Raw genomic sequence first — 23,764 nt, forward strand, 5'->3', positions numbered from 1 at the left:
AGGCAGCCATCATGACCTCGCCCCTTATTCTTGCATCCTCCAGCCCGTTTCGACGAATGCTGATGGAAAATGCCGGATTGCATTTTCAGGCCATCGCCGCGGATATCGATGAGCGTGCGATCGAAGCACCGCTGGAACAAGGCGGTGCCAGCCCGGATGCAGTCGCGCTCGTGTTGGCAAAGGCGAAGGCGAAGGAAGTGAGCGATCGCTTCCCCGGTTCGCTCGTTATAGGCTCGGATCAAACCATGTCGCTCGGTGCCCAGGTCTTTCACAAACCGACGACCATGGCGGATGCGGAAAATCATTTGCGGGCCCTGTCGGGAAAGACCCATCGGCTGAACAGCGCTGTCGCCCTTGCACGCAACGGCGATATTATCTGGGAGCATGTGTCCCACGCCCATCTGACCATGCGGGAGCTGCCGGCCGATTTCATTCACCGGTATCTGAACCGCGTCGGCGAGAAGGCGTTGTCGAGCGTCGGCGCCTACCAGCTCGAAGGCGAAGGTATCCAGCTTTTCTCGAAAATCGACGGTGACTATTTCACCATCGTCGGATTACCGATGCTGCCGCTCCTGGAAAAACTGCGAGAGTTGGGGACGATCGATGGATGATTCACGTGAAACACAGAGCGTAAACGCTTTCGTAACGGGTTATCCGATCAAGCATTCGCGCTCGCCGCTGATCCATGGTTACTGGCTGAAGCAGCTCGGTCTGGCCGGCAGCTATCGTGCCCATGAAGTGTCTGTCGAGGATTTTGCTGCCTTCATCTCATCCCTGAAGGATGGTACCAGCGGCTTCGTCGGCGGCAACGTCACCATCCCCCATAAAGAAGCAGCCTTCAAACTCGCCGATCGGCCAGACGAGCTTTCGCAGGAGCTGGGTGCTTCCAACACCCTGTGGCTTCAGGACGGCGAGCTCCATGCGACGAATACCGATGGCCGCGGCTTCACGGCAAACCTCGACGAGCGTCATCCCGGCTGGGCCCGCAGCGATCGCGCGGTGATCCTCGGGGCAGGCGGTGCCAGCCGCGCCATCATACAGGCCGTGCGCGATCGCGGCTTCAAGGAAATCCACGTCGTCAACCGTACGGTCGAGCGCGCGCAGGAATTGGCGGATCGGTTCGGCGAAAGGGTTCATGCCCATCCGATGGCAGCGCTCGGCGAGGTCATGCAGGGCGTCGGTCTCTTTGTCAATACGACGTCGCTCGGCATGGATGGCGAAGCGGCGCTCCGCATCGATTTTTCGCCTCTTGCACAAGGGGCTGTCGTTACCGACATTGTCTATATACCGCTGAAGACGCCGCTTCTCGCCGAGGCCGAAGAGCAGGGTTTTGCCATCGTTGACGGCCTTGGCATGCTTCTGCATCAAGCCGTACCCGGTTTCGAAAAATGGTTCGGGAAGCGTCCGGCGGTCGATGAAACCTTGAGAGCATTGATCATCGCGGACATGGAAAAGCATTGATATGATTAGGATCGGGCTCACCGGATCGATCGGCATGGGAAAGTCGACCTCGGCGAAACTTTTCGCCCAAGCCGGAATCCCGGTGAATGATTCCGATGCGATTGTGCACGATCTCTATAGTGGCGAGGCGGTGCCTCTGGTGGAGACTGCTTTCCCCGGCACAACAGCGGACGGTAAGGTCGACCGGCAGGAGCTCAGCCGAAAGCTGGCAGGCGATCCCTCCGGCTTCAAGCGTCTCGAAGCGATTGTCCATCCGCTTGTGCGTGAGCGTGAACGCCGGTTTCTGGAACGTCATCGCAAGGCCGGTGCCGATATGGTGGTGCTGGATATCCCGCTTCTCTTTGAAACCGGTGCCGACAAGAGAGTGGACAAGATCGCCGTCGTCAGCTGCGATCCACAGATTCAGCGACAGAGGGTGCTTGCCCGGCCGGGCATGACGGAGGAAAAATTCAATATGATTCTCTCCCGCCAGACGCCGGATGCGGAAAAGCGGGCGCGCGCCGATTATGTCATCGATACGGGCGGAAGCATCGAGGCGGCTGGCGAGCAGGTCAGAGAGATCATTGCGGATGTGCGGCGCAAGCTGCCGATCGAGAAATAGGAAAGCGGAGTCCCGACATGCGCGAAATCATTTTCGATACGGAAACCACGGGCCTTGACAATAGGGCTGACCGGATCATCGAAATTGGCGGCATCGAGCTCATCAACCATTTCCCGACCGGCAAGACATTGCATCTCTACATCAATCCGGGTGATCGCAAGGTTCATCCGGATGCGCTTGCCGTGCACGGGATCACCGATGAATCGCTGAAGGACAAGCCGCCCTTCGAAGAGGTCGCCGACAAGATTCTAGAATTCTTCGAAGGTGCCAAGTGGATCGCGCACAACGCCACCTTCGACATGGGCTTCGTCAATGCTGAATTTGCACGACTCAACCGGCCGCCGATCCTTCCCGACATGGTGATCGATACGCTGGCAATGGCGCGTCGCAAACATCCCATGGGGCCGAATTCGCTCGATGCGCTTTGCCGTCGCTACGGCATCGACAATTCTCACCGCACGAAACACGGCGCGCTGCTCGACTCCGAACTGCTGGCCGAAGTCTATATCGAGATGATCGGTGGCCGTCAGACCGCACTTGGCCTTGGCAGCACCAATGGTTCGTCGTCGCGCTCGCGACAGAGTGATGATGCGGAGGAGGTAGTCGCCGATATCTTTACGCGACCCAATCCATTGTCGAGCCGGCTGAGCGAGGAAGAACTTTCGGCTCATGCTGCGCTGGTTGCCAAGCTCGGCGCGAAGGGCATCTGGTCCAAATACCGCACGTCCGAATAAGCTGTCATCTCAGGCAACCGCCAAAAGAAAATGCCCGGACGTCGATCCGGGCATTTTCTTTTCTAGAATGAAGATATTCAAGCTTAGTTCGGAACGGCCGAAACCTGAGCGCGAGCCTGTTCTTCGGCCATGCGCTGCGTGAACATCTGCGCGAAATCGATTGGATCGATCATCAGCGGCGGGAAGCCGCCATTGCGCGTAACGTCGGCGATGATCTGGCGTGCGAAGGGGAACAGCAGGCGCGGGCACTCGATGAAGAGCAGCGGCAGCATGTGTTCCTGCGGGAAACCGGTGACGCGGAAGACACCGCCATAGACCAGCTCGGTGTGGAAGAGAACGCGCTCGCCATCCTTGGCTTCGGCGCTCAGCGTCAGCACGACGTCGAAATCGGAGTCCGACAGCGGGTTGGCGTTGACGTTCACGTTGATATTGATGTCCGGAGCATTTTCCCGGGCCTGGAGCGAGCGCGGAGCACCCGGATTTTCGAAGGAAAGATCCTTGGTGTACTGAGCAAGGATGCTGAGGCTCGGGGTGGCTGCGCCGTTGCCGTTGGTCTCGTTGGCCATGGGGGTGTCCTCTCACGTCTCGATGGGTGTCGCCATCTAGCATTTAGAAAAGGGGCTTACAACCCTTATGGCGCCGGGGCTCCCGCAGCCGCTCTCTAGTCTTCCAGACGCTTTTGATCAGACCAGGGCGAGTTGCGGTTCGGCTCGCGATGAAAATCGCCTTCATCGAGATCGACGACGTTTCCGGGTTTGTTCGGTCGACCTTGTGGCCCGGCACCCGGACCTTGTCCACGGCGGAACGCCCGCGAATTGCCGACAACGACGATACGCTTGCGCAAGACCTGCCAGGCGAGGTCGCGTACGGCCGGGATGAAAAGCAGCAGGCCGATGATGTCGGAGATGAAGCCGGGCAGCATCAGGAAGACGGCGGCAACGACGATCATGGCGCCATGCACCATCTCGCGGCCGGGATCGCCGCCATTGCGGCTTTCGGCCGAGATGCGCTGAAGAATACCGATGCCCTGGATCCTCAGAAGAGCGGCACCGAGCAGCACGCTGAGAATGACGAGCCCCAGCGTCGCCCAGACGCCGATCATCTTTCCAACCACGATGAATCCGGCAATCTCAGCCAGAGGCATCAGAAAAACGAAGATAGGAAGAAGTGATAGGCGCATGTTACGGTGGTCCTGAGAGCGGGTTTCTTCGCGTAAGCGTTGGTTTCTCGCGTATAATAAAGAAACTGGTCCGCTATTTGAATGATAGATCGATGCGGACTATATGGGGATTGATCTTTTAATTTTAACGGTGGTTCCGATACGAGATGGGTGCAAACGACTTTGTGACGATCTTTTTCCTGGTGGCGGCGGTGCTGATTTTCTTTCAGTTGCGCAGCGTCCTTGGCCGCCGCACGGGGAATGAGAAGCCGCCGCGCGATCTCTACGGTTCTGCTGATCCGGCCAATGGCACGACTGCACCGGACGCCGGCAAGGTGGTCACCCTGCCGCGTCGTGACGGGACCGAAGAGGAAGACCGTTTTGCTGCCATCGATGCCTTCACCCCGGCCGGCACACCACTCAATGATTCGCTGCGCGAGGTGAGCAAAGTTGATCCTTCCTTCAACCCGAAGGAATTCGTCAATGGCGCGCGCATGGCCTATGAGATGATCGTCATGGCCTTTGCCGATGGTGATCGCAAGTCTCTGAAGGGGCTGCTGTCGCGCGAGGTCTACGAAGGCTTCGATGCCGCCATCGCCGATCGCGAAGCCAAGGGCGAAAAGGTCAAATCGACCTTCGTCGGCATCGACAAGGCCGATATCGTCACTGCCGAGGTGAAGGGAACGGATGCCCTGATCACCATGCGCATCGTCAGCCAGATGATTTCCGCCACCTACGACAAGGCGGATAAGCTGATCGATGGCGATGCCGAAGCCGTGGCTGAGGTCAGTGATCTCTGGACTTTCGCCCGCGACACGCGCTCGCGCGATCCGAACTGGAAACTCGTGGCGACCGAATCGGAACAATGACGAGCCCATCGCAGGAATTCAGGCTGGAGCCGGCAACCTTCGCCGATTTGAAGGGCTGGGAGGAGGACGATCCTTCCAGCCTTTTTCGCGCGATGAAGGACTGTCGGAGCCATATCCGCGATGTGAAGCCCTATCGCACCGGCGCTGCTGGGCTGACAGCCGATGATCTCCTGGCGCTTCTCGATGCGGCAGAAGGGAAAGAACCTGGCGATGCAGCCGAAGCCAGAGCCTTCTTCGAGGAGCACTGCCAGCCCTTCTTCATTCGCCGCGATGGCGGCGCGACCGGTTTCGTGACCGCCTTCTTTGAGCCGGAAATCGAAGTGTCGGCCGAGCCAAGCGAAACCTACCGCTATCCTTTTTATCGTCGGCCGGATGATCTGATCGATCTCGACGACAGCAATCGGCCGGAGGATATCGATCCTTCCTACATGTTCGGCAGGCGTCAGGCTGGTTCGATTTCCACCTATCCTGATCGTGGCGAAATCGATCGCGGCTATCTCGATGGCAAAGAGCTGGAGATCGCCTGGGCGAAATCCAAGGTCGACGTCTTCTTCGTACATGTGCAGGGAGCGGCGCGTCTGCGCTATCCAGATGGGCGTCTCGGCCGTATCACCTATGCTGCCAAGGCCGGTCATCCCTTCTCGGCCGTCGGGCGCCTGCTCATAGACCGCGGCCTGCTGGACCGCGCGACGATCTCCATGCAGACGATCCGTGACTGGCTCTACGCCCACCCGGATCAGGTCGATGAAATTCTCTCGCACAATCGATCCTATATCTTCTTCCGCGAGGCCGAAGTCAGCGATCCCGCTCTCGGACCGATCGCGGCAGCCAAGGTGCCGCTGCTGGCGGGCCGTTCCCTTGCGGTCGATCGGCTGATCCATACCTTCGGTTTTCCCTTCTTCATCCGTTCGGAAAGCCTGACGCATCTCGATGCCGGCAAGCCTTTCGCGCGGCTGATGCTGGCGCTCGATACGGGCTCGGCGATCGTCGGGCCGGCACGTGGCGATATCTTTACCGGCTCCGGCTACGATGCAGGCGAGCTCGCCGGTACCGTGCGCAACGACGCCGATTTTTATATACTCATTCCGAAGGCGGCGGCGCAGAGGTTCGGCTGATGGCCCCGGAACGGAAGGACAAGGAACGAAAGCTCAGCGCGGAGGACCGTATCCTTTGGGGTAAGGTCGCCAAGAGCACGCGTCCCATGCCGGGCCGCATGGCCGACATCGAGGCTTTCGAGGCGGCCTTGCAAGCCGAAGCCGAAAGCGAGGAAACTGCCCGCGCCGCAAAGGCAAAGCCGGCGCCTGTATCTACAGAAGCGCCGGAAGTTTCAACGCCCATAAAGCAGCCCGGCGGCCGCCATCATCCGCTCGAGCGTCCCGTCAAGCGCAAGATCGCGAGGGGTCATCTGGCGCTCGAAGCCCGGATCGACCTTCACGGCCTGATCCAGAGCGAGGCCCACGGTATGCTCCTGGATTTCCTGCTGCGTGCCCATAGCCGCGGTCTGCGCCATGTGCTCGTCATTACCGGCAAGGGCAGCTCGATGGGCAGCGAGGGGGCGCTGAAGCGGGCCGTGCCGCTCTGGTTCTCCAAGCCGGAATTCCGTTTTCTGATTTCCTCCTATGAGACTGCGGCGCAGCATCACGGCGGTGAGGGCGCTCTCTATATCCGCCTGTCGCGCCTGAAGGGGGAGAGGCTTTGACCCCGTTCGGCGAAGCGGTGCGAAAGTTGAGGTTGCGCAAGGGCGTCTCGCAAAAGCAGATGGCCGCCGCGCTCAATGTGACTCCGGCTTATTTATCCGCCTTAGAACACGGAAAGCGTGGCCTTCCGACTTTCGATCTCTTGCAGCGCATCGCCGGCTATTTCAACATCATCTGGGACGAAGCCGAGGAATTGTTCCTGCTGGCGCGGTTTTCCGACCCGCGCGTCGTCGTTGATACCTCCGGGCTTTCGCCTGAATATACGGCCTTCGTCAACCACTTGGCCGGCAAGATCCGCAGCCTTGACGCGGCGACGATCCGTGAACTGTCAAAGGTTCTGGAAAATGCCGGAAAAACCGGCTGAAAAGCGCCTTAATCCCCTGTTTTATACCTGATTTCGGGGCCTTCCGTTTGGAACTTCAGGGTGAAACATCCTATATTCAGGCTAGGAAAAACCGCTGATTCGTTAGGAATTGGCGAGATTCTCTAAACACTGGAAAGACTTCAATAAAATGACCGATATAACCGATAACGGCGGCAATGCCGAATATGGCGCAGATAGCATCAAGGTTCTCAAGGGCCTCGATGCCGTGCGCAAGCGTCCGGGCATGTATATCGGCGACACGGATGACGGCTCTGGCCTGCATCACATGGTCTATGAAGTCGTCGACAACGCTATCGACGAAGCCCTGGCCGGCCACGCCGATGTCGTAACCGTAACCCTTAATCCCGATGGCTCCGTCACGGTCACCGATAACGGCCGCGGCATCCCGACGGATATTCACAGCGGCGAAGGTGTTTCGGCAGCCGAGGTTATCATGACCCAGCTTCACGCCGGCGGTAAGTTCGACCAGAATTCCTATAAGGTTTCCGGTGGCCTGCATGGCGTCGGCGTTTCGGTCGTCAACGCCCTGTCCGTCTGGCTGAAGCTGAAGATCCGCCGCCAGGGCCGCATCCATGAAATGAGCTTTACCCATGGTGTCGCCGACGCGCCTTTGAAGGAAACCGGCGATGCCGGCAATGCGACTGGCACCGAAGTCAGCTTCATGCCGAGTTCCGAAACTTTCACGATGATCGAGTTTGACTATGGCACGCTGGAGCATCGTCTGCGCGAACTCGCCTTCCTGAATTCCGGTGTTCGCATTCTCCTGACGGACAAGCGTCATTCCGACGTCAAGCAGGAAGAATTGCTCTATGACGGCGGTCTGGAAGCCTTCGTCTCCTATCTCGATCGCGCCAAGAAGCCGCTGGTTCAAAAGCCGGTGTCGATCCGCAGCGAGAAGGACGGTATCACTGTCGAAGTGGCGATGTGGTGGAACGACAGCTACCATGAAAACGTGCTCTGCTTCACCAACAACATCCCGCAGCGCGACGGCGGCACGCACATGGCTGGCTTCCGCGCCGCCCTGACACGTCAGATCACCTCTTATGCGGACAGCTCTGGCATCACCAAGAAGGAAAAGGTGACGCTGACCGGCGATGACTGCCGCGAAGGCCTGACGGCCGTGCTGTCGGTCAAGGTTCCCGATCCGAAGTTCTCGTCGCAGACCAAGGACAAGCTGGTTTCCTCCGAAGTTCGCCCGGTCGTCGAAAGCCTGGTCAACGAAGCCCTCAGCACCTGGCTCGAAGAGCATCCGTCCGAAGCCAAAGTTCTGGTCGGCAAGGTCGTCGAAGCCGCGGCCGCCCGCGAAGCCGCCCGCAAGGCGCGCGAACTGACCCGCCGCAAGGGCGCGCTGGATATCGCCTCGCTCCCCGGCAAGCTTGCTGACTGCTCGGAGCGCGATCCGGCCAAGTCCGAAGTCTTCCTCGTCGAGGGTGACTCGGCAGGTGGTTCGGCCAAGCAGGGCCGTTCGCGCGAAAACCAGGCCATCCTGCCGCTGCGCGGCAAGATCCTGAACGTCGAGCGCGCCCGCTTCGACAAGATGCTGTCGAGCCAGGAAATCGGCACGCTGATCACCGCACTTGGCACCGGTATCGGCAAGGACGAATTCAACGCCGAGAAGCTGCGTTACCACAAGATCATCATCATGACGGACGCAGACGTCGACGGCGCGCATATCCGCACCCTGCTTCTGACCTTCTTCTTCCGCCAGATGCCCGATCTCATCGAGCGCGGTCACCTCTATATCGCCCAGCCGCCGCTTTATAAGGTGACGCGCGGCAAGTCGGTGCAGTACGTCAAGGACGAGAAGGCGCTGGAAGAATATCTGATCGGCCAGGGTACCGACGATGCAAGCCTGCGTCTCGGCAATGGCGAAGTCCGCACCGGTCAGGATCTGCGTGAGGCGATCTACGATGCGCTGCGGCTGCGCACGCTGATCGACAATCTGCACTCCCGCTACAATCGCTCGGCTGTCGAGCAGGCGGCGATCGCCGGCGCTCTCAATGCCGAAATGGTCAGCGATCCCGCCCGCGCGGAAGTACTCGCCAATGACGTTGCCAAGCGGCTTGATGTCATTGCCGAGGAAACGGAGCGCGGCTGGACCGGTGCCGTAACCGGCGAGGGCAGTCTTCGCTTCGAGCGCACTGTGCGCGGCGTCAAGGAAGTGGTCTTCCTCGACATGGCGCTGATCGGTTCGCAGGATGCTCGTCTCATCGACCAGCTTGGCACGCGGCTGAAGGAGGTCTACCAGACTCCGCCGAAGCTCACCCGCCGGGACGGAGAGACGGAGATTTCGGGTCCGCGCATGCTGCTTGATACGATCTTTGCCGGCGGTCGCAAGGGCTTGACGCTGCAGCGCTATAAAGGCCTCGGCGAGATGAATGCCGAACAGCTCTGGGAAACGACGCTCGATCCGAATGTCCGCACGCTGTTACAGGTGAAGGTCACTGACGCGACCGATGCCGATGGGCTGTTTGCCCGGCTCATGGGCGATGAGGTCGAGCCGCGCCGCGAGTTCATTCAGGACAACGCGTTGAACGTCGCCAATCTCGACATCTGATCGCCTGCTTCAGACACAAAAAAGCCCGCCGCGAACATTCTGGCGGGCTTTTTCTTTTCTATCAATTACTTGGCGATGAAGGTGCCGTTGAAGGCAAGCCCGGAAAGCGGATTGCGCTGGCTCGGCACCTCGCGCTCGCGCAACTTTTCCGGCAGCTGGTTCTTGTCGCCGATCTTGCCGATCGCGACAGCCGCCTCGACGCGGAAGCCTTCGGGAATACCGAGAACCTCATAAGATTTTTCGACATGGAAGCCGGTCATCCCATGCGCTTCATAGCCGGCTAGATGTGCCTGGATTGCCAGAAAGCCCCAGGCCGTACCCGCGTCGAAGGAGTGGCTGTAGCTGGGCTTCTGTTCGGCCGAGCCGAGCTCGCCACTGTGGGTACGGGAAATGACGAAAAGCAGCGCGGCAGCGGATTTCACCCAGCCCTGATTGAACTCCACGAGGACGCTCAGGAACCGGTCCCAATGCTCCGAGCCACGCAGAGTGTAGAGGAAGCGCCAGGGCTGCAGGTTCGAGGCGGAAGGCGCCCAATGCGCCGCTTCCAGAATGGTCAGCAGGTCTTGTTCCGGCATGGTCTCGTTGGAAAAGGCACGCGGCGACCAGCGGTCGAGAAAGAGCTTGTCGATCGGATATTGGGATTCGCGGCTGTTGCTTGATGTCATGAGGGCTTCTTTCTTAGAGAGCATCTGCCGCGGGCGGTCGAAACTGGCCGTTGGCTGGTTATAAATAGAGGATGAGAACTTAAACTCGAGCCGCCCAGCTCACGTCGAGCTCCTCGCGGAAGGCGAAGCGCTTGAGGTGGTCGGCAACGACGTTCTGCATGCGCTCGAGGTCTTCGGGCTTCTCGACCGTCAGCGTCATGACGAGGTTGCCGCGTTCGGCTGCCAGGTCGAGGACGTTTTCCGGGCTGAACGGCACTTTGCCCGCAGCCGCATCGAATTCCACGCTGAAGCGATGGCTCCAGTGCTTGCAGAGCTGCTGGAGATAGCGGCTGGCATGCTCGGTTCTGACGTTGGAAACGGATGTCGCCATGGGATTTCTCCAATAAACCTGATCGCAAAACGCACGATTTCATACATAGAGCCATCCGCATTCGCCAGGTAGACAGTCTGTTTCAAGTTTGCGTTATTCCAGTGAAATTCTGTTCCGCTATGCTGAGGGTCGATAGGAACGCGTGCGAGCGGAGACAAAGCCTTGCTGGTAAATGGAAAATGGACTGAGGAGTGGCAGCCGGTCCAGGCCAAGGATGAAAAGGGCGGTTTCGTTCGCCAGGTTTCAAGCTTCCGCAACTGGGTGACGCCGGACGGGAAGCCGGGGCCGACGGGCGAGGGCGGTTTCGCGGCGGAAGCCGGCCGCTATCATCTCTACGTCGCGCTGATCTGCCCCTGGGCATCGCGCACCCTGATCGGCCGGAAGCTGAAGCGCCTCGAGGATGTCATTTCCGTTTCCGTTGTCGAACCCATGCTCTCCAAGCAGGGCTGGCAGTTTGGCGAATATCCGGGCGCCACGAACGATCCGATAAACGGCGCCGTCTACATGCACGAGATCTATACGAAGGCCGATCCGGCCTTCACCGGCCGCGCCACGGTTCCGGTCCTTTGGGACAAGCGCACCGGCACGATCGTCAACAACGAGTCATCCGATATCCTGCGCATGCTGAATGGCGGCTTCGGTGATCTCGCCCGCAATGACATCGATCTTTATCCGGCCGGCAAGCGGGAAGAGATCGAAGCTTTCAATGCCCGGATCTACCCGGCCCTCAACAATGGCGTCTATCGCACCGGCTTCGCCACGACGCAGATTGCCTATGAAGAGGCCTTCAGCGAGGTGTTCGACTGCCTCGATCAGATCGAGACCGAGCTGGAGGGCAGAGACTTCCTTTTCGCCGATCATCCCACAGAAAGCGACATCAGGCTGTTCGTCACCCTTGTCCGTTTCGATGTCGCCTATCACGGCCTCTTCAAATGCAATCTGCGTCGGCTGTCCGACTATGCCAATCTCCAGTCCTTCTGCCGCCGAATGCTCGATTGGCCCGGTGTTGCCGAAACCGTGAACTTCGATCATATCAAGCGCGGTTACTACTCGATCGCATCTCTCAATCCGAGCGGGATCGTGCCACTCGGGCCGGCGTTGGACGAGCTGTTCTGATACTCGACCGCCTTCGAAAAGCGGTCTAAGGTCCGCCCCGTTCGATGGATCAGGGAGGACCGTCATGAATTGGGAAGAGTTCCGGCAGTGGTCGGAGAAGGCGGCGCATTGGGGCGCGGATTATCGCGCGTCGCTTCGTGACAGGCCGGTCCGGGCGAAGATGGCGCCGGGTGAGATATCAGCACATATCGCCGATTCCCCGCCGGTAACAGGCGAAGCGATGGAGGATATCTTCAGGGATTTTGAGGATATCCTCGTTCCCGGCATGACGCACTGGCAACATCCGCGCTTCTTTGCCTATTTCCCCGCCAATGCCGCCCCGGTCTCGGTCGTGGCCGAATATCTGGTCAGCGCCATCGCTGCGCAATGCATGCTCTGGCAGACTTCGCCCTCCGCCACCGAGCTTGAAACGAAGGTCGTCGACTGGCTGCGCCAGGCACTCGGCCTGCCGGAAACCTTCACCGGCGTCATTCAGGATTCCGCGTCGACCGCGACTCTCGCCGCCGTTCTTGTCATGCGCGAGAGAGCGCTGAACTGGCAGGGCAACAGGAGCGGGCTCGCCGGCAACAAGGCGGTGCGCATCTACTCCACCGATCAGGTTCACACGTCGATCGACCGCGCCATCTGGATTGCCGGCGTCGGCGAAGAAAATCTGGTGCGCATACCCTCTGGCGGTCCCAACAAAGCCATGGATCCGAAGGCTCTAGCCGCGGCGATCGAGCGCGATCTTGCTGCCGGGCTGCTGCCGGCCGGCGTCATTGCCTGCGTCGGCGGTACCAGCGTCGGCGCCTGCGACGATATCGCCGCCGTCGTCGAAGTGGCGCATGCGCACGGGCTCTATGTGCATGTCGATGCCGCTTGGGCGGGTTCGGCAATGATTTGCCCCGAATTCCGCACCCTGTGGCACGGCGTCGAGCAGGCCGATTCCATTGTCTTCAACCCCCATAAGTGGCTTGGCGCGCAATTCGATTGTTCCGTCCAGTTCGTGCGCGAGCCGGAGACGCTGGTCCGCACGCTGGCGATACAGCCGGAATATCTGCGCACCCACGGCCATGACGGCATCATCAACTATTCGGAATGGTCGGTGCCGCTCGGCCGTCGCTTCCGCGCGCTGAAACTCTGGTTCCTGCTGCGCTATCACGGCCTGGAAGGTTTGCGCACGATGATCCGCAACCATGTTTCCTGGTCACAGAATCTGGCCAGGCGTCTTGCGGCGGAGCCGGATTTTGAAATCGTCACCGAGCCGTTCCTGTCGCTGTTTTCCTTCGATCACAAGGCGCCCGAGGGCGTCAATCAGGAAAGCCACACGCAGCGCCTGTTGAACGCAATCAACAATGACGGGCGCATCTACCTGACGCAGACCCGCGTTTCCGGTCGGCTGGTCATTCGCTTTCAGGCCGGCCAGTTCGAGGCAACAGCTGACGATATCGATACGGCTTTCGACGTCATCGTCGAAATCGCGAGATCATTATCCCCGGCTTAGAAAAGCTGTTTTTCCAGCACGGAGGGCCAAGCCATGCTAGGCTCTCCAAAATCGATTGGTGACACTGGTGAATAATTCGTTCATATATGGTGTCAGCAATTTTGTCCTAGAAGCAATCTCCTCTTTGAAAATGCAGGGAAGGAAAATCCATGAAACTGTTGCGTGTTGGCGAAGTCGGCAAGGAAAAGCCGGCGCTTTTGGATAGCGACGGCAAGATCCGCGATCTCTCCGCCCACGTTGCCGATATCGGCGGCGAAGCCATTTCGCCCGCGGGTCTGGCAAAGATCGCAGCACTCGATCCGAAGAGCCTGCCCGAGCTGGCGGAAGGCCGCCTCGGCGCCTGCGTTGCCGGCACGGGCAAATTCATCTGCATCGGCCTGAATTTCTCCGACCACGCCGCTGAAACCGGCGCGACCGTACCGCCGGAGCCGATCATCTTCATGAAGGCAAGCTCGGCCATCGTTGGCCCGAACGACAATGTGCTGATCCCGCGCGGCTCTGAAAAGACCGATTGGGAAGTCGAACTCGGCGTCGTCATCGGCAAGACGGCGAAATATGTCAGCGAAGCAGACGCTCTCGACTATGTGGCGGGTTACTGCGTCTCCCACGATGTCTCCGAACGCGCCTTCCAGACCGAACGTTCGGGACAGTGGACCAAGGGCAAGTCCTGCGACACCTTCGGCCCGATCGGCCCCTGGCTCGTCACCAAGGACGAGATCGCCGATCCGCAGAACCTCGGCATGTGGCTCAAGGTCAACGGCAAGATGATGCAGAACGGCTCGACCAAGACCATGGTCTATGGCGTCGCTTATCTCGTCTCCTATCTCAGCCAGTTCATGTCGCTGCATCCGGGTGACGTTATCTCCACCGGCACGCCTCCGGGTGTCGGCATGGGCATGAAGCCGCCGCAGTACCTGAAGCCGGGCGATGTCGTCGAGCTCGGCATGGAAGGCCTGGGCACCCAGAAGCAGACCTTCTTGGCTGACGCGTAAGGCGTGCGAAGCTCAGAAACTTTAACTTTTTGAGATCATTGTTGATGCCGGAGAAGCGATTCTCCGGCGTTTTTTATAGGAAGAATCGGCAGTCGTTATGTTGCTCTGCAACAAAAGCTGCTAGGCTGAATAGTAAGACTTAAAGGATGAAGCGCACAGAGGAGCCGCGATCATCCTGCTGCATGGCGCGACTGGAGAAGTGCTGCAGCGAAGGCAAGCGACACGCAAGGCGCGTGCGTTTCAATGATTTAGGTGATCTGCGTGGTCTCATGCCCGCATCACAAGAGGTAAAGCCCCCATGTTTTATCAGTTTTACGAACTTAATCATGCCGCTCTCGCCCCCTTTCGCGCTGCGGCAGACATGATGCGCCTGGCCTATGCCAATCCGCTTAATCCCCTCTCGCATACCGTGTTTGGCCGTACCTTGACGGCAAGTCTCGAAGTTTTCGAGCGCACGACCAGACGCTATGGCAAGCCGGAATTCGGCCTTCATCAGACGCAGATCGAGGGCAAGACGGTCTCGGTGCATGAAAAGATCGTCTGGAAGAAGCCCTTCTGCAATCTCATCCATTTCGAGCGCAGCCTGCCCGCCGGCCATGGCGCCGATCCGTGTATCCTCATCGTCGCGCCGATGTCGGGTCACTATGCGACGCTGCTGCGCGGCACGGTGGAAGCCCTGCTGCCGGGCGCCGACGTCTACATCACCGACTGGATCGATGCCCGCATGGTGCCGATGACCGAGGGTACCTTCGATCTGGAAGATTATATCGATTACGTCATCGAGATGCTGCATCATCTCGGCCCGGATACGCATGTTGTTGCCGTCTGTCAGCCCTCGGTGCCGGTTCTGGCCGCAGCTGCCGTGATGGAAGCGGCGGGGGATCGCCTGGCGCCCTCGTCGATGACGCTGATGGGCGGTCCGATCGACACCCGCATCAATCCGACGGCAGTCAACCAGCTTGCCAAGGACAAGCCGCTGGAATGGTTTGCCGACAATGTCGTCATGAACGTGCCTTGGCCGCAGCCGGGCTTCATGCGTCCGGTCTATCCCGGCTTCCTGCAGCTTTCCGGCTTCATGTCGATGAACCTCGATCGCCACATGATCGCTCACAAGGATTTCTTCGTGCATCTCGTCAAGAATGACGGCGAGCCGGCCGAAAAGCACCGTGATTTCTACGACGAATATCTGGCCGTCATGGATCTGACGGCGGAATTCTATCTGCAGACCGTCGACCAGGTCTTCATCAAGCATGCCTTGCCCAAGGGCGAGCTCATGCATCGCGGTGAGCGCGTTGATCCCTCGGCCATCCGCAACATCGCGCTTTTGACCGTCGAAGGTGAGAACGACGATATCTCCGGGGTCGGCCAGACGCATGCGGCGCAGACCATTTGCACCAATATTCCCGACCATATGCGCATGCACTATCTGCAGCCGGATGTCGGCCATTACGGCGTCTTCAACGGCTCGCGCTTCCGCCGCGAGATCGCGCCGCGCATCCTGGCCTTCACGCGCGAACATGCCCGTACCGGTCGCTCTGTCGTCAAGCGGGTCATCAAGGGCGGCAAGTCCGCGTAAGGCCATTCAAAAGACCAGAAGCAAGGGCATGATGGCGGTCAAAGCCCCCATCGTGCCTGCGCAAGCCAAATTCCCGCCAGCGCAAACTATTAGCTTTTGTTGAATTATTCGCGCAGATTCAAATACTTGTCCGATTCAGTCTGCCGGGACCATTGAAGCCTCACGAAGAGGTTACCATCTCGATTCCAGCGGTACCGCAAAGATCGGGCCGTTTACCGCGCCGCGCGCCCTTGGAACGCGCTGAGATGCAGGTAGAGCTTTAAAAACCGCGCAGAAGCCTTTCCATCGATCGCTATCGGTCGATGGGCCGATGCGCCGTGCGAGGATACCTGACAATGAACCAATCTGCATTGCTTCGCCCGGATTGGACTCCGGCTACTATTGCCCTCATGGTGCTTGGCTTCGTGGTCTTCTGGCCGCTCGGCTTTGCCATGCTCGCCTATATTCTCTTCGGAGAACGTCTGCGGGATTTCAAACGGGATGTAAACGAAAGGACCGACGGCATGTTTGCTGGCTGCGGACGCCATCGCAATCGTCATCGCCATTCCTATTCCTCCACCGGCAATGTCGCCTTCGACGACTGGCGCCGGGCAGAGCTTGAGCGCCTTGAGCAGGAACGCCGCAAGCTGGACGAAATGCGCGCCGAGTTCGACGCCTATGCCCGCGAGCTTCGCCGTGCCAAGGATCAAGAAGAGTTCGACCGCTTCATGCGCGAGCGCAACAGCGTCAAGCGCAATGACAATGGCGGCTCGCCGACCGAATTCCAGACTCCGTGATGGGCTGTGAGAACAACCGCATCATATAGTCAAAACCGGCATCGGATGATGCCGGTTTTCCTTTGCCAGAATCCGCAAAGCAAGTCGCGCAAAAGTGCGCAGCGGTTTTGCGATAACGACATGCGAAAATCGAGGACCAAAGCGCAAGGAGCAAATCTGAAAGATTGCGACGCGCTTTGGCGAATCATATAAAACTGCCTTCATGTTTCCGCTGCTCTCCAGATCCCGCAAACCGCAGGCCAAGTTGGCCGCGCCGGAAACGCGCACCCTCGATGTCGCCGGCCGGCTGATGCCGCTGACGATCCGCCAGCACGAGCGCGCGACCCGTATTACGCTCAGGATCGAGCCCGGCGGACGATCGCTGAAGATGACCATTCCGCGCGGCCTTGCCGCCCGCGAGGTCAATGCCTTTCTCGACCGGCACCAGGGCTGGCTTCTGACCAAGCTCGCGAAATTCACGGCCGACAACAGCCTGCGCGGCGGCAGCGAAATTCTCCTGCGCGGCGTGCGGCACCGCATCGAGCATACCGGCACCCTGCGCGGCCTTACCGAAGCGATTGTGATCGAAGGCCTGCCGGTGCTACGCGTGAGCGGTATGCCGGAGCATGCCGGTCGCCGCATCGCGACCTTCCTCAAGAAGGAGGCCCGCGCCGATCTGGAAAAACTCGTGGCGGTGCATGCCAAGTCCATCCGCGCCACTGTGACTTCCATCACCATGAAGGATACCCGCAGCCGCTGGGGCTCCTGTTCCTCGCAAGGGAACTTGAGTTTTTCCTGGCGCATCGTCATGGCGCCGCCACTGGTCATCGACTACCTCGCCGCCCACGAAGTCGCGCATTTGCGCGAAATGAACCACGGCCCGCGCTTCTGGGCGCTCTGTCGCAAGCTCTGCCCCGACATGGACGAGGCCAAGGCCTGGCTGAAGCGCCACGGCAGCCAACTGCATGCGATCGACTTCGATTGAGCAGGCTGTTTGGATCGACGACGGTATTTGAAAGTCGTTTCGGATATTCCGCCGTTCGGTAACCGACCGCAGCTTTCCGCCAAGTGTGGCTACTATCTAACGGGCAGTCATTCCGGTGCGACGATGCGGATCGGACGTGTTCCGATGAGAGCACCGGTCGCGCGGTCGATTGTGACGGCATCGATCTCGGTTCCAGTTTCGGCGTCAAAGAAACGGGTTACACCGTCCGCGTTGCGGTGCTTTCGCCCCCACGCACCGATCGCGAACAACACGGGCAGGAAGTCCCGGCCAGCTTCCGTCAGCACGTATTCATCGCGCGGAGGCCGCTCCGAGTAGCGTCGCTTCTCCAGCAAGCCATCTTCCGTAAGCGCAGCCAGCCGTGCCGTCAGCATCGTCGGCGCGATGCCAAGACTCTTGCGAAAATCGTCGAAGCGAGTGAGCCCCGCGTGGGCGTCCCGCATGATCAGCATGCTCCACGCATCGCCCACCAATGCGAGGCTACGGGCGATCAGGCACGGCTGGTTTGAAAGATTCTTCATGTCGATATCTTTTTGATAGTGACTTACTATTGATTTGATAGTAACAGAATGCTCATCGATGTTCTATGCCAAAGTGAAAGCTGAAACCGATGAGCAAGACAGAACGCGGCGTCGCCCTGGTCACGGGCGCCTCTTCCGGTATTGGGCTGGCGACTGCGCAGGCGTTGCGGCGCGATGGATATAGGGTGTTTGGAACCAGCCGGAAGCCGATGGTTGCCGCACCGGACGGCGTGACGATGCTAGTCTGCGACGTCACCGACGAAAAATCCGTGCAGACGGCGGTCGATGACATACTGGTCCAGGCTGGACGGATCGATCTGCTCGTCAACAATGCAGGGATTGGATTGCTTGGCGGCGCGGAGGAGTCCTCCCCATTGCAGGCAAAGGCTCTCTTCGATGTGAATGTCTTTGGAGTCCTGCGTATGACGAATGCAATCCTGCCTGTGATGAGACGGCAGCGGAAGGGCAGAATTATCAATATGAGCTCCATTCTCGGGCTGATTCCCGCTCCCTTCAATGCCCTCTACGCATCGACCAAGCATGCGATTGAAGGCTATTCCGAATCCCTTGACCACGAAGTCCGCACGCAGGGCATCCGCGTCGTTCTCATTGAACCGGGTGTCACCCGTACGTCCTTCGAAGAGAATATCACGCGGCCGGATCGACCGCTCCCGCCGTACGACGCAGCGCGCGCCGATGCCGAGAAGCTGATGCGTGAGATTGTCGAGACGGGGGACGCGCCGGAGGTGGTGGCCGACATAGTGGTCAAAGCCGCCAACGCTGTTTCGCCCAAGAGGCGCTATACTGCAGGCAAGGCGGCAAGACAGGTTCGCTTCCTGCGCCGGTTCCTGCCGGAGTCATTCGTCGACAAGAGCCTCCGCAAATTCAGCAGGCTTCCCGCTTGACCTCCGCCACTGCAACTTCAAAGGAAGAAAGTCACGACTCATGAAGGCATTCCTGATCGATCGCTATGCAAAAGGCGGTACTCTACAACTTGGCGAAGTACCCGAGCCGGAATTGCGTGAACATGATGTCCTGGTCCAGATTCATGCCACAAGCGTGAATCCGCTGGACGCCAAGATCAGAGACGGTGAGTTCAAGCTTATCCTGCCATATCGCCTCCCGCTCATTCTCGGCAACGATGTAGCCGGCGTCGTGGTCCGGGTCGGGTCCAAGGTTCGTCGCTTCAAGCCAGGTGACGAAGTCTATGCACGTCCGGCGCAGGATCGTATCGGAACCTTCGCGGAGTTCATTGCAATGAACGAGGCCGACGTGGCGATGAAGCCTAAGAATCTGACGATGGAAGAGGCGGCGTCACTGCCGCTGGTCGCGTTGACTGCCTGGCAGGCGCTTGTCGAACGAGCGAAATTGAAGAAGGGACAGAAGGTTCTTATCCACGCCGGCTCCGGCGGTGTCGGTGCAATTGCCATCCAGCTCGCCAAGCATATGGGGGCATACGTGGCGACGACGACGAGCACAGCCAATATCAATCTCGTCAGAAGTCTCGGAGCCGATGTCGTCGTAGACTACAAGAAGGACGACTTCGAAAACACCCTAAAGGGATATGATGTCGTGCTGAACAGTCTAGGCAAGGAAACGCTGGAGAAATCGCTTCGCGTCCTGAAGCCGGGTGGGAAGCTCATCTCGATCTCCGGTCCGCCGGATGCTGCATTTGCCAGGCAGAACGGTTCGGGATGGTTGTTTCAGCAGCTCATGGCCCTGCTGAGCTCCGGTATCCGGAGAAAGTCAAAACGCCACGGCGTCAGCTATTCGTTCCTCTTCATGACCGCGAACGGCGGACAACTCGGCGAGATCACCTCGTTGATAGAGGCAGGAGCCATAAGAGCGGTCGTTGATCGGGTCTTCCCGTTCCAGAACACGAATGAGGCGCTGGCTTATGTCGAGACCGGCCGCGCCAAGGGCAAGGTCGTGATTGCCGTGAAGTAAAGAGCGAACCATTGTTTCAAAGGGTCGTTGGGTGGGCCACAGGCCTAAAAAGCGCGCTCGATCGTCGCCTTTAGGCTCGACTCTTTCGAAATTTCGTGTCACTCCGCTGCCATGAACCCCGATGTCAAAATTTGTGGTCTGAAGACGCCGGAAGCGGTGGATCGTGCTCTTGAGCGCGGCGCCACCCATATCGGCTTTATCTTCTTTGAAAAAAGCCCGCGCTATATCGAGCCGGATCTCGCCGGCGAACTCGCCGAGCGCGCCCGCGGCAAGGCGAAGATCGTTGCCGTCACGGTCAATCCCACCAATGACGATCTCGATGAGATCATGTCGCTGGTGAAGCCGGATATGCTGCAGCTCCATGGCAACGAAAGCCCGGAGCGTGTGCTCACCATCAAAGCGGTCTATAATGTCCCCGTCATGAAGGCCATGTCGGTGCGCGAGGCCGATGACCTGAAGCGGGTGGAATCCTATATCGGCATTGCCGACCGCTTCCTCTTCGATGCCAAGCCGCCCGCCGGTTCTGTGCTGCCGGGCGGAAACGGCGTATCCTTCGATTGGAGCCTGATGAGCTGGCTCGACGATAGCGTGGATTACATGCTGTCGGGCGGCGTCAACAAGGACAATGTCGCCGAGGCGCTGGCTTCCACCAAGGCCAGCGGTATCGATCTTTCCTCCGCGCTTGAAAGTGCACCCGGTGTGAAGGATCTCGGCAAGATCGACCAGTTTTTCGACGCTTTTGCAGATGCATGTCTGCCGGAACCGGCAGCAGGGAGTAGAAAGTGAACCAGACGCCTAAACCCAATTCCTTCCGCTCCGGCCCCGATGAGGACGGCCGTTTCGGCATTTACGGCGGTCGTTTCGTTGCCGAAACGCTCATGCCGCTGATCCTGGACCTGCAGGAGGAATGGGCGAAGGCGAAGGACGATCCGGCCTTCCAGGCGGAGCTGAAGTCTCTCGGCACGCATTATATCGGCCGCCCAAGCCCGCTTTATTTCGCCGAGCGCCTCACGGCCGAGCTTGGCGGCGCGAAGATCTATTTCAAGCGCGAAGAGCTGAACCACACCGGCTCGCACAAAATCAACAATTGCATTGGCCAGATCCTGCTCGCCAAGCGCATGGGCAAGACCCGCATCATCGCTGAAACCGGTGCCGGCCAGCATGGCGTCGCCTCTGCGACCGTCGCCGCCCGCTTCGGCCTTCCCTGCGTCGTCTACATGGGTGCGACCGATGTCGAGCGCCAGGCGCCGAACGTCTTCCGCATGAAGCTGCTGGGCGCAGAGGTCATCCCGGTGACGGCCGGCAGCGGCACGCTGAAGGATGCCATGAACGAAGCGCTGCGCGACTGGGTTACCAATGTCGACGACACCTATTACCTGATCGGCACGGCTGCCGGTCCGCATCCCTATCCGGAAATGGTCCGCGATTTTCAGGCCGTGATCGGCACCGAAGCCCGCGCGCAGATCCTGGAGGCCGAAGGCCGCCTGCCGGATCTCGTCGTTGCGGCCGTCGGCGGCGGCTCGAACGCCATTGGCATCTTCCATCCCTTCCTCGATGACGAGGGCGTCAAGATCGTCGGCGTCGAAGCTGGCGGCAAGGGTCTGCAAGGTGACGAGCATTGCGCCTCCATCACTGCCGGTTCGCCCGGCGTGCTGCATGGCAATCGCACCTACCTGCTGCAGGACGGCGACGGCCAGATCAAGGAAGGTCATTCCATTTCGGCCGGCCTCGACTATCCCGGCATCGGTCCGGAACATTCCTGGCTGAACGATATCGGCCGCGCCGAATATGTTCCGATCATGGACCACGAGGCTCTGGAAGCCTTCCAGACGTTGACGCGCCTCGAAGGCATCATTCCGGCGCTCGAGCCGAGCCATGCGCTCGCCGAGGTGATCAAGCGCGCCCCGAAGATGGGCAAGGACGAGATCATCCTGATGAACCTCTCCGGCCGTGGTGACAAGGACATCTTCACCGTCGGCAAGATTCTGGGAATGTGAGTTAGACGCCATGACCGCACGTATGGACAAACGCTTCGCCGCTCTGAAGGCTGAAGGCCGCCCGGCACTCGTCACCTATTTCATGGGTGGCGATCCCGATTACGAGACTTCGCTCGGCATCATGAAGGCGCTACCGGAAGCCGGCGCCGACGTCATCGAACTCGGCATGCCCTTTTCCGATCCGATGGCCGACGGCCCGGCGATCCAGCTTGCCGGCCAGCGCGCCCTGAAGGCCGGCCAGACGCTGAAGAAGACGCTGCAGCTCGCAGCCGATTTCCGTAAAGTCGATGCGGATACGCCGATCGTCATGATGGGCTATTACAATCCGATCTACATCTACGGCGTCGAAAAGTTCCTGGACGATGCGATCGCCGCCGGCATCGACGGCCTCATTGTCGTCGACCTGCCGCCGGAAATGGACGACGAGCTTTGCATTCCGGCCATCCGCAAGGGCATCAACTTCATCCGTCTGGCAACGCCGACCACCGACGACAAGCGTCTGCCGACGGTTCTGAAGAACACGACCGGCTTCGTCTATTACGTCTCGATGAACGGCATCACCGGTTCGGCGCTGCCGGATCCATCGCTGGTTTCGGGCGCCGTCAAGCGCATCAAGCAGCATACCGAACTGCCGGTTTGCGTCGGTTTCGGCGTCAAGACGGCCGAGCATGCCAAGCTGATCGGCGCTGCGGCCGATGGCGTTGTCGTCGGCACTGCCATCGTCAACCAGATCGCGACCAGCCTCAGCAAGGATGGCAAGGCGACGCCAGACACCATCCAGGCGGTTGCGACCCTGGTGCGCGGCCTGTCGACAGGCACCCGTTCCGCCCGCCTTGTTGCCGCCGAATAGTTTACCCATATAGGCCAGCAATCAATCCTCTGCGGATTGAGGAAAAGGCCTATGGGCATTTGGTGGCGACTGGGTTATCGATACATTCGTCGATTAGGAGTTTCGAATTGAACTGGATCACGAACTACGTCCGCCCGCGGATCAATTCCATGCTGGGCCGTCGCGAGGTTCCGGAGAATCTCTGGATCAAGTGCCCGGAAACGGGCGAGATGGTCTTCCACAAGGATCTGGAAGGCAACAAGTGGGTCATCCCCGCTTCCGGTTTCCATATGAAGATGCCGGCCAAGGCTCGCCTTGCTGATCTTTTCGACAACGGCGAATATGAAGCCTTGCCGCAGCCGAAGGTCGCGCAGGATCCGTTGAAATTTCGCGATTCGAAGAAATACATCGATCGCCTCAAGGACAGCCGCATCAAGACCGAGCAGGAAGACACGATCCTTTCCGGCATCGGCAAGGTTCGCGGGTTGAAGCTCGTCGCCGTCGTGCATGAGTTCAACTTCATCGGCGGCTCGCTCGGCATGGCCGCCGGCGAAGCCATCGTGAAGGCCTTCGAGCGTGCCATCGCCGAGAAATGTCCGCTGGTCATGTTCCCGGCCTCGGGCGGCGCCCGCATGCAGGAAGGTATCCTGTCGCTGATGCAGCTGCCGCGCACGACCGTTGCCGTCGACATGCTGAAGGAAGCAGGCCAGCCCTACGTCGTGGTTCTGACCAACCCGACCACAGGCGGCGTCACGGCCTCCTATGCCATGCTGGGTGACATTCATCTGGCCGAACCCGGCGCTGAAATCGGCTTTGCCGGCAAACGCGTGATCGAGCAGACGCTGCGCGAAAAGCTTCCCGAGGGCTTCCAGACCTCGGAATATCTGCTGGAGCACGGCATGGTGGACATGGTCGTCAAGCGTCACGACATTCCGGACACCCTGGCGACGCTTCTGAAGATCCTGACCAAGGCGCCGGCAAACGATGTGTCGGCCAAGAGCAAGAATGGCGCTGCACTGCCGGTGGCAGCGAGCGCCTGACATTATA

26 protein-coding genes are annotated in these 23,764 nt (G+C 59.5%); 21 read left to right on the forward strand and 5 right to left on the reverse strand.

Annotated elements, in window-relative coordinates:
• The first annotated feature begins 11 nt into the window (after nt 1-11).
• Genes ABOK31_RS17165 through dnaQ form a run of 4 tightly spaced genes read left to right on the forward strand, consistent with a single transcriptional unit; the run spans nt 12 to nt 2,796 of the window.
• Nucleotides 12-611 carry a Maf-like protein gene (locus tag ABOK31_RS17165; protein ID WP_349956859.1) on the forward strand — a complete coding sequence of 200 codons (600 nt, stop codon included), beginning with the start codon at nt 12-14 and terminating at the stop codon, nt 609-611.
• Nucleotides 604-1,461 (forward strand): shikimate dehydrogenase, encoded by an 858-nt coding sequence (locus ABOK31_RS17170; protein WP_349956860.1) that lies wholly within the window; start codon nt 604-606, stop codon nt 1,459-1,461. Before ABOK31_RS17165 ends, ABOK31_RS17170 begins: the two co-directional genes overlap by 8 nt.
• Before the next feature lies 1 nt (nt 1,462).
• On the forward strand, nt 1,463-2,062 hold the full coding sequence (coaE, locus tag ABOK31_RS17175; RefSeq protein WP_349956861.1) for a dephospho-CoA kinase: 600 nt from the start codon (nt 1,463-1,465) through the stop codon (nt 2,060-2,062).
• A 17-nt stretch (nt 2,063-2,079) separates the two neighbouring features.
• Nucleotides 2,080-2,796: a DNA polymerase III subunit epsilon gene (gene dnaQ, locus ABOK31_RS17180; RefSeq protein WP_075853345.1), complete on the forward strand. Its 717-nt coding sequence runs from the start codon at nt 2,080-2,082 to the stop codon at nt 2,794-2,796.
• 83 nt (nt 2,797-2,879) lie between these two features.
• Here the strand turns inward: dnaQ and secB are convergent, their stop codons facing one another.
• Nucleotides 2,880-3,362, reverse strand: a complete 483-nt coding sequence (gene secB, locus ABOK31_RS17185; RefSeq protein WP_047634000.1) for a protein-export chaperone SecB — start codon at nt 3,360-3,362, stop codon at nt 2,880-2,882.
• A gap of 95 nt (nt 3,363-3,457) precedes the next feature.
• The gene (locus ABOK31_RS17190) at nt 3,458-3,976 is read right to left on the reverse strand and encodes an FxsA family protein (protein WP_349956862.1); all 519 of its coding nucleotides are present in this window, start codon (nt 3,974-3,976) and stop codon (nt 3,458-3,460) included.
• A gap of 146 nt (nt 3,977-4,122) precedes the next feature.
• Here ABOK31_RS17190 and ABOK31_RS17195 point away from each other — a divergent pair, with 146 nt between their 5' ends.
• The 5 genes from ABOK31_RS17195 to gyrB all read left to right on the forward strand — a co-directional run bounded on the left by ABOK31_RS17195 (nt 4,123) and on the right by gyrB (nt 9,463).
• Nucleotides 4,123-4,824 (forward strand): Tim44/TimA family putative adaptor protein, encoded by a 702-nt coding sequence (locus ABOK31_RS17195; RefSeq protein ID WP_349956863.1) that lies wholly within the window; start codon nt 4,123-4,125, stop codon nt 4,822-4,824.
• Entirely contained in the window at nt 4,821-5,939 is a 1,119-nt protein-coding gene (locus tag ABOK31_RS17200) for a murein transglycosylase A (RefSeq protein WP_349956864.1), read from the forward strand. The genes ABOK31_RS17195 and ABOK31_RS17200 overlap by 4 nt, the downstream gene beginning before the upstream one ends.
• Nucleotides 5,939-6,523, forward strand: a complete 585-nt coding sequence (locus ABOK31_RS17205) for a Smr/MutS family protein (RefSeq protein ID WP_349956865.1) — start codon at nt 5,939-5,941, stop codon at nt 6,521-6,523. Before ABOK31_RS17200 ends, ABOK31_RS17205 begins: the two co-directional genes overlap by 1 nt.
• On the forward strand, nt 6,520-6,885 hold the full coding sequence (locus ABOK31_RS17210; RefSeq protein ID WP_069613918.1) for a helix-turn-helix domain-containing protein: 366 nt from the start codon (nt 6,520-6,522) through the stop codon (nt 6,883-6,885). The genes ABOK31_RS17205 and ABOK31_RS17210 overlap by 4 nt, the downstream gene beginning before the upstream one ends.
• A gap of 148 nt (nt 6,886-7,033) precedes the next feature.
• A complete protein-coding gene (gene gyrB, locus ABOK31_RS17215) occupies nt 7,034-9,463 on the forward strand; it encodes a DNA topoisomerase (ATP-hydrolyzing) subunit B (protein ID WP_075853340.1) in 2,430 nt (809 codons plus the stop codon).
• A gap of 65 nt (nt 9,464-9,528) precedes the next feature.
• Here the strand turns inward: gyrB and ABOK31_RS17220 are convergent, their stop codons facing one another.
• Together ABOK31_RS17220 and ABOK31_RS17225 are read right to left on the reverse strand one after the other, a co-directional pair.
• On the reverse strand, nt 9,529-10,128 hold the full coding sequence (locus ABOK31_RS17220) for a nitroreductase family protein (RefSeq protein ID WP_075853339.1): 600 nt from the start codon (nt 10,126-10,128) through the stop codon (nt 9,529-9,531).
• 79 nt (nt 10,129-10,207) lie between these two features.
• The gene (locus ABOK31_RS17225; RefSeq protein ID WP_349956867.1) at nt 10,208-10,498 is read right to left on the reverse strand and encodes a DUF2218 domain-containing protein; all 291 of its coding nucleotides are present in this window, start codon (nt 10,496-10,498) and stop codon (nt 10,208-10,210) included.
• Nucleotides 10,499-10,660: 162 nt separating this feature from the next.
• Here ABOK31_RS17225 and ABOK31_RS17230 point away from each other — a divergent pair, with 162 nt between their 5' ends.
• The 6 genes from ABOK31_RS17230 (at nt 10,661) to ABOK31_RS17255 (ending at nt 17,405) form a co-directional block, all read left to right on the forward strand.
• Complete coding sequence (locus tag ABOK31_RS17230) at nt 10,661-11,614, forward strand: glutathione S-transferase family protein (protein WP_349956868.1); 954 nt, start codon at nt 10,661-10,663, stop codon at nt 11,612-11,614.
• Nucleotides 11,615-11,678: 64 nt separating this feature from the next.
• On the forward strand, nt 11,679-13,097 hold the full coding sequence (locus tag ABOK31_RS17235; protein WP_349956869.1) for a pyridoxal-dependent decarboxylase: 1,419 nt from the start codon (nt 11,679-11,681) through the stop codon (nt 13,095-13,097).
• 149 nt (nt 13,098-13,246) lie between these two features.
• Nucleotides 13,247-14,089 carry a fumarylacetoacetate hydrolase family protein gene (locus ABOK31_RS17240; protein WP_349956870.1) on the forward strand — a complete coding sequence of 281 codons (843 nt, stop codon included), beginning with the start codon at nt 13,247-13,249 and terminating at the stop codon, nt 14,087-14,089.
• A gap of 298 nt (nt 14,090-14,387) precedes the next feature.
• Nucleotides 14,388-15,665 carry a polyhydroxyalkanoate depolymerase gene (phaZ, locus tag ABOK31_RS17245; RefSeq protein ID WP_349956871.1) on the forward strand — a complete coding sequence of 426 codons (1,278 nt, stop codon included), beginning with the start codon at nt 14,388-14,390 and terminating at the stop codon, nt 15,663-15,665.
• A gap of 335 nt (nt 15,666-16,000) precedes the next feature.
• Nucleotides 16,001-16,441, forward strand: a complete 441-nt coding sequence (locus ABOK31_RS17250; protein WP_075853333.1) for a DUF2852 domain-containing protein — start codon at nt 16,001-16,003, stop codon at nt 16,439-16,441.
• Nucleotides 16,442-16,643: 202 nt separating this feature from the next.
• Nucleotides 16,644-17,405: a SprT family zinc-dependent metalloprotease gene (locus ABOK31_RS17255; RefSeq protein ID WP_349956872.1), complete on the forward strand. Its 762-nt coding sequence runs from the start codon at nt 16,644-16,646 to the stop codon at nt 17,403-17,405.
• Nucleotides 17,406-17,512: 107 nt separating this feature from the next.
• On the opposite strand, the gene ABOK31_RS17260 is transcribed toward ABOK31_RS17255, so the two are convergent.
• The gene (locus tag ABOK31_RS17260) at nt 17,513-17,944 is read right to left on the reverse strand and encodes a helix-turn-helix domain-containing protein (RefSeq protein WP_075853330.1); all 432 of its coding nucleotides are present in this window, start codon (nt 17,942-17,944) and stop codon (nt 17,513-17,515) included.
• Between the two features lie 89 nt (nt 17,945-18,033).
• On the opposite strand from ABOK31_RS17260, the gene ABOK31_RS17265 reads away from it, so the two are divergent.
• From ABOK31_RS17265 to accD, 6 genes are all read left to right on the forward strand, one after another.
• Nucleotides 18,034-18,849, forward strand: a complete 816-nt coding sequence (locus tag ABOK31_RS17265) for an oxidoreductase (RefSeq protein ID WP_075853329.1) — start codon at nt 18,034-18,036, stop codon at nt 18,847-18,849.
• 40 nt (nt 18,850-18,889) lie between these two features.
• On the forward strand, nt 18,890-19,891 hold the full coding sequence (locus ABOK31_RS17270) for an NADP-dependent oxidoreductase (RefSeq protein ID WP_349956874.1): 1,002 nt from the start codon (nt 18,890-18,892) through the stop codon (nt 19,889-19,891).
• A gap of 111 nt (nt 19,892-20,002) precedes the next feature.
• Nucleotides 20,003-20,677, forward strand: coding sequence for a phosphoribosylanthranilate isomerase (locus ABOK31_RS17275; protein WP_349956875.1), 675 nt, complete (start codon nt 20,003-20,005; stop codon nt 20,675-20,677).
• Nucleotides 20,674-21,888, forward strand: coding sequence for a tryptophan synthase subunit beta (gene trpB, locus ABOK31_RS17280; RefSeq protein WP_075853326.1), 1,215 nt, complete (start codon nt 20,674-20,676; stop codon nt 21,886-21,888). Before ABOK31_RS17275 ends, trpB begins: the two co-directional genes overlap by 4 nt.
• A 10-nt stretch (nt 21,889-21,898) precedes the next feature.
• Nucleotides 21,899-22,738, forward strand: a complete 840-nt coding sequence (gene trpA / locus ABOK31_RS17285; protein ID WP_075853325.1) for a tryptophan synthase subunit alpha — start codon at nt 21,899-21,901, stop codon at nt 22,736-22,738.
• Between the two features lie 107 nt (nt 22,739-22,845).
• Nucleotides 22,846-23,757 carry an acetyl-CoA carboxylase, carboxyltransferase subunit beta gene (gene accD, locus ABOK31_RS17290; protein ID WP_075853324.1) on the forward strand — a complete coding sequence of 304 codons (912 nt, stop codon included), beginning with the start codon at nt 22,846-22,848 and terminating at the stop codon, nt 23,755-23,757.
• Nucleotides 23,758-23,764 lie beyond the last annotated feature (7 nt).

The organism is Rhizobium sp. ZPR4 (genome assembly GCF_040215725.1).
GTDB lineage: Bacteria > Pseudomonadota > Alphaproteobacteria > Rhizobiales > Rhizobiaceae > Rhizobium > Rhizobium rhizogenes_D.

Bases quoted from the DNA above. Each gene is read 5' to 3' on its own strand.
- ABOK31_RS17195 (WP_349956863.1), top strand. From the start codon at position 4,123: ATGGGTGCAAACGACTTTGTGACGATCTTTTTCCTGGTGGCGGCGGTG.
- ABOK31_RS17170 (WP_349956860.1), top strand. From the start codon at position 604: ATGGATGATTCACGTGAAACACAGAGCGTAAACGCTTTCGTAACGGGT.
- ABOK31_RS17250 (WP_075853333.1), top strand. From the start codon at position 16,001: ATGAACCAATCTGCATTGCTTCGCCCGGATTGGACTCCGGCTACTATT.
- ABOK31_RS17235 (WP_349956869.1), top strand. From the start codon at position 11,679: ATGAATTGGGAAGAGTTCCGGCAGTGGTCGGAGAAGGCGGCGCATTGG.
- ABOK31_RS17260 (WP_075853330.1), bottom strand. From the start codon at position 17,944: ATGAAGAATCTTTCAAACCAGCCGTGCCTGATCGCCCGTAGCCTCGCA.
- ABOK31_RS17255 (WP_349956872.1), top strand. From the start codon at position 16,644: ATGTTTCCGCTGCTCTCCAGATCCCGCAAACCGCAGGCCAAGTTGGCC.
- dnaQ (WP_075853345.1), top strand. From the start codon at position 2,080: ATGCGCGAAATCATTTTCGATACGGAAACCACGGGCCTTGACAATAGG.
- ABOK31_RS17205 (WP_349956865.1), top strand. From the start codon at position 5,939: ATGGCCCCGGAACGGAAGGACAAGGAACGAAAGCTCAGCGCGGAGGAC.
- secB (WP_047634000.1), bottom strand. From the start codon at position 3,362: ATGGCCAACGAGACCAACGGCAACGGCGCAGCCACCCCGAGCCTCAGC.
- ABOK31_RS17270 (WP_349956874.1), top strand. From the start codon at position 18,890: ATGAAGGCATTCCTGATCGATCGCTATGCAAAAGGCGGTACTCTACAA.
- coaE (WP_349956861.1), top strand. From the start codon at position 1,463: ATGATTAGGATCGGGCTCACCGGATCGATCGGCATGGGAAAGTCGACC.
- trpA (WP_075853325.1), top strand. From the start codon at position 21,899: ATGACCGCACGTATGGACAAACGCTTCGCCGCTCTGAAGGCTGAAGGC.
- ABOK31_RS17275 (WP_349956875.1), top strand. From the start codon at position 20,003: ATGAACCCCGATGTCAAAATTTGTGGTCTGAAGACGCCGGAAGCGGTG.
- ABOK31_RS17220 (WP_075853339.1), bottom strand. From the start codon at position 10,128: ATGACATCAAGCAACAGCCGCGAATCCCAATATCCGATCGACAAGCTC.
- phaZ (WP_349956871.1), top strand. From the start codon at position 14,388: ATGTTTTATCAGTTTTACGAACTTAATCATGCCGCTCTCGCCCCCTTT.
- gyrB (WP_075853340.1), top strand. From the start codon at position 7,034: ATGACCGATATAACCGATAACGGCGGCAATGCCGAATATGGCGCAGAT.
- ABOK31_RS17225 (WP_349956867.1), bottom strand. From the start codon at position 10,498: ATGGCGACATCCGTTTCCAACGTCAGAACCGAGCATGCCAGCCGCTAT.
- ABOK31_RS17240 (WP_349956870.1), top strand. From the start codon at position 13,247: ATGAAACTGTTGCGTGTTGGCGAAGTCGGCAAGGAAAAGCCGGCGCTT.
- ABOK31_RS17265 (WP_075853329.1), top strand. From the start codon at position 18,034: ATGAGCAAGACAGAACGCGGCGTCGCCCTGGTCACGGGCGCCTCTTCC.
- ABOK31_RS17190 (WP_349956862.1), bottom strand. From the start codon at position 3,976: ATGCGCCTATCACTTCTTCCTATCTTCGTTTTTCTGATGCCTCTGGCT.
- ABOK31_RS17165 (WP_349956859.1), top strand. From the start codon at position 12: ATGACCTCGCCCCTTATTCTTGCATCCTCCAGCCCGTTTCGACGAATG.
- ABOK31_RS17200 (WP_349956864.1), top strand. From the start codon at position 4,821: ATGACGAGCCCATCGCAGGAATTCAGGCTGGAGCCGGCAACCTTCGCC.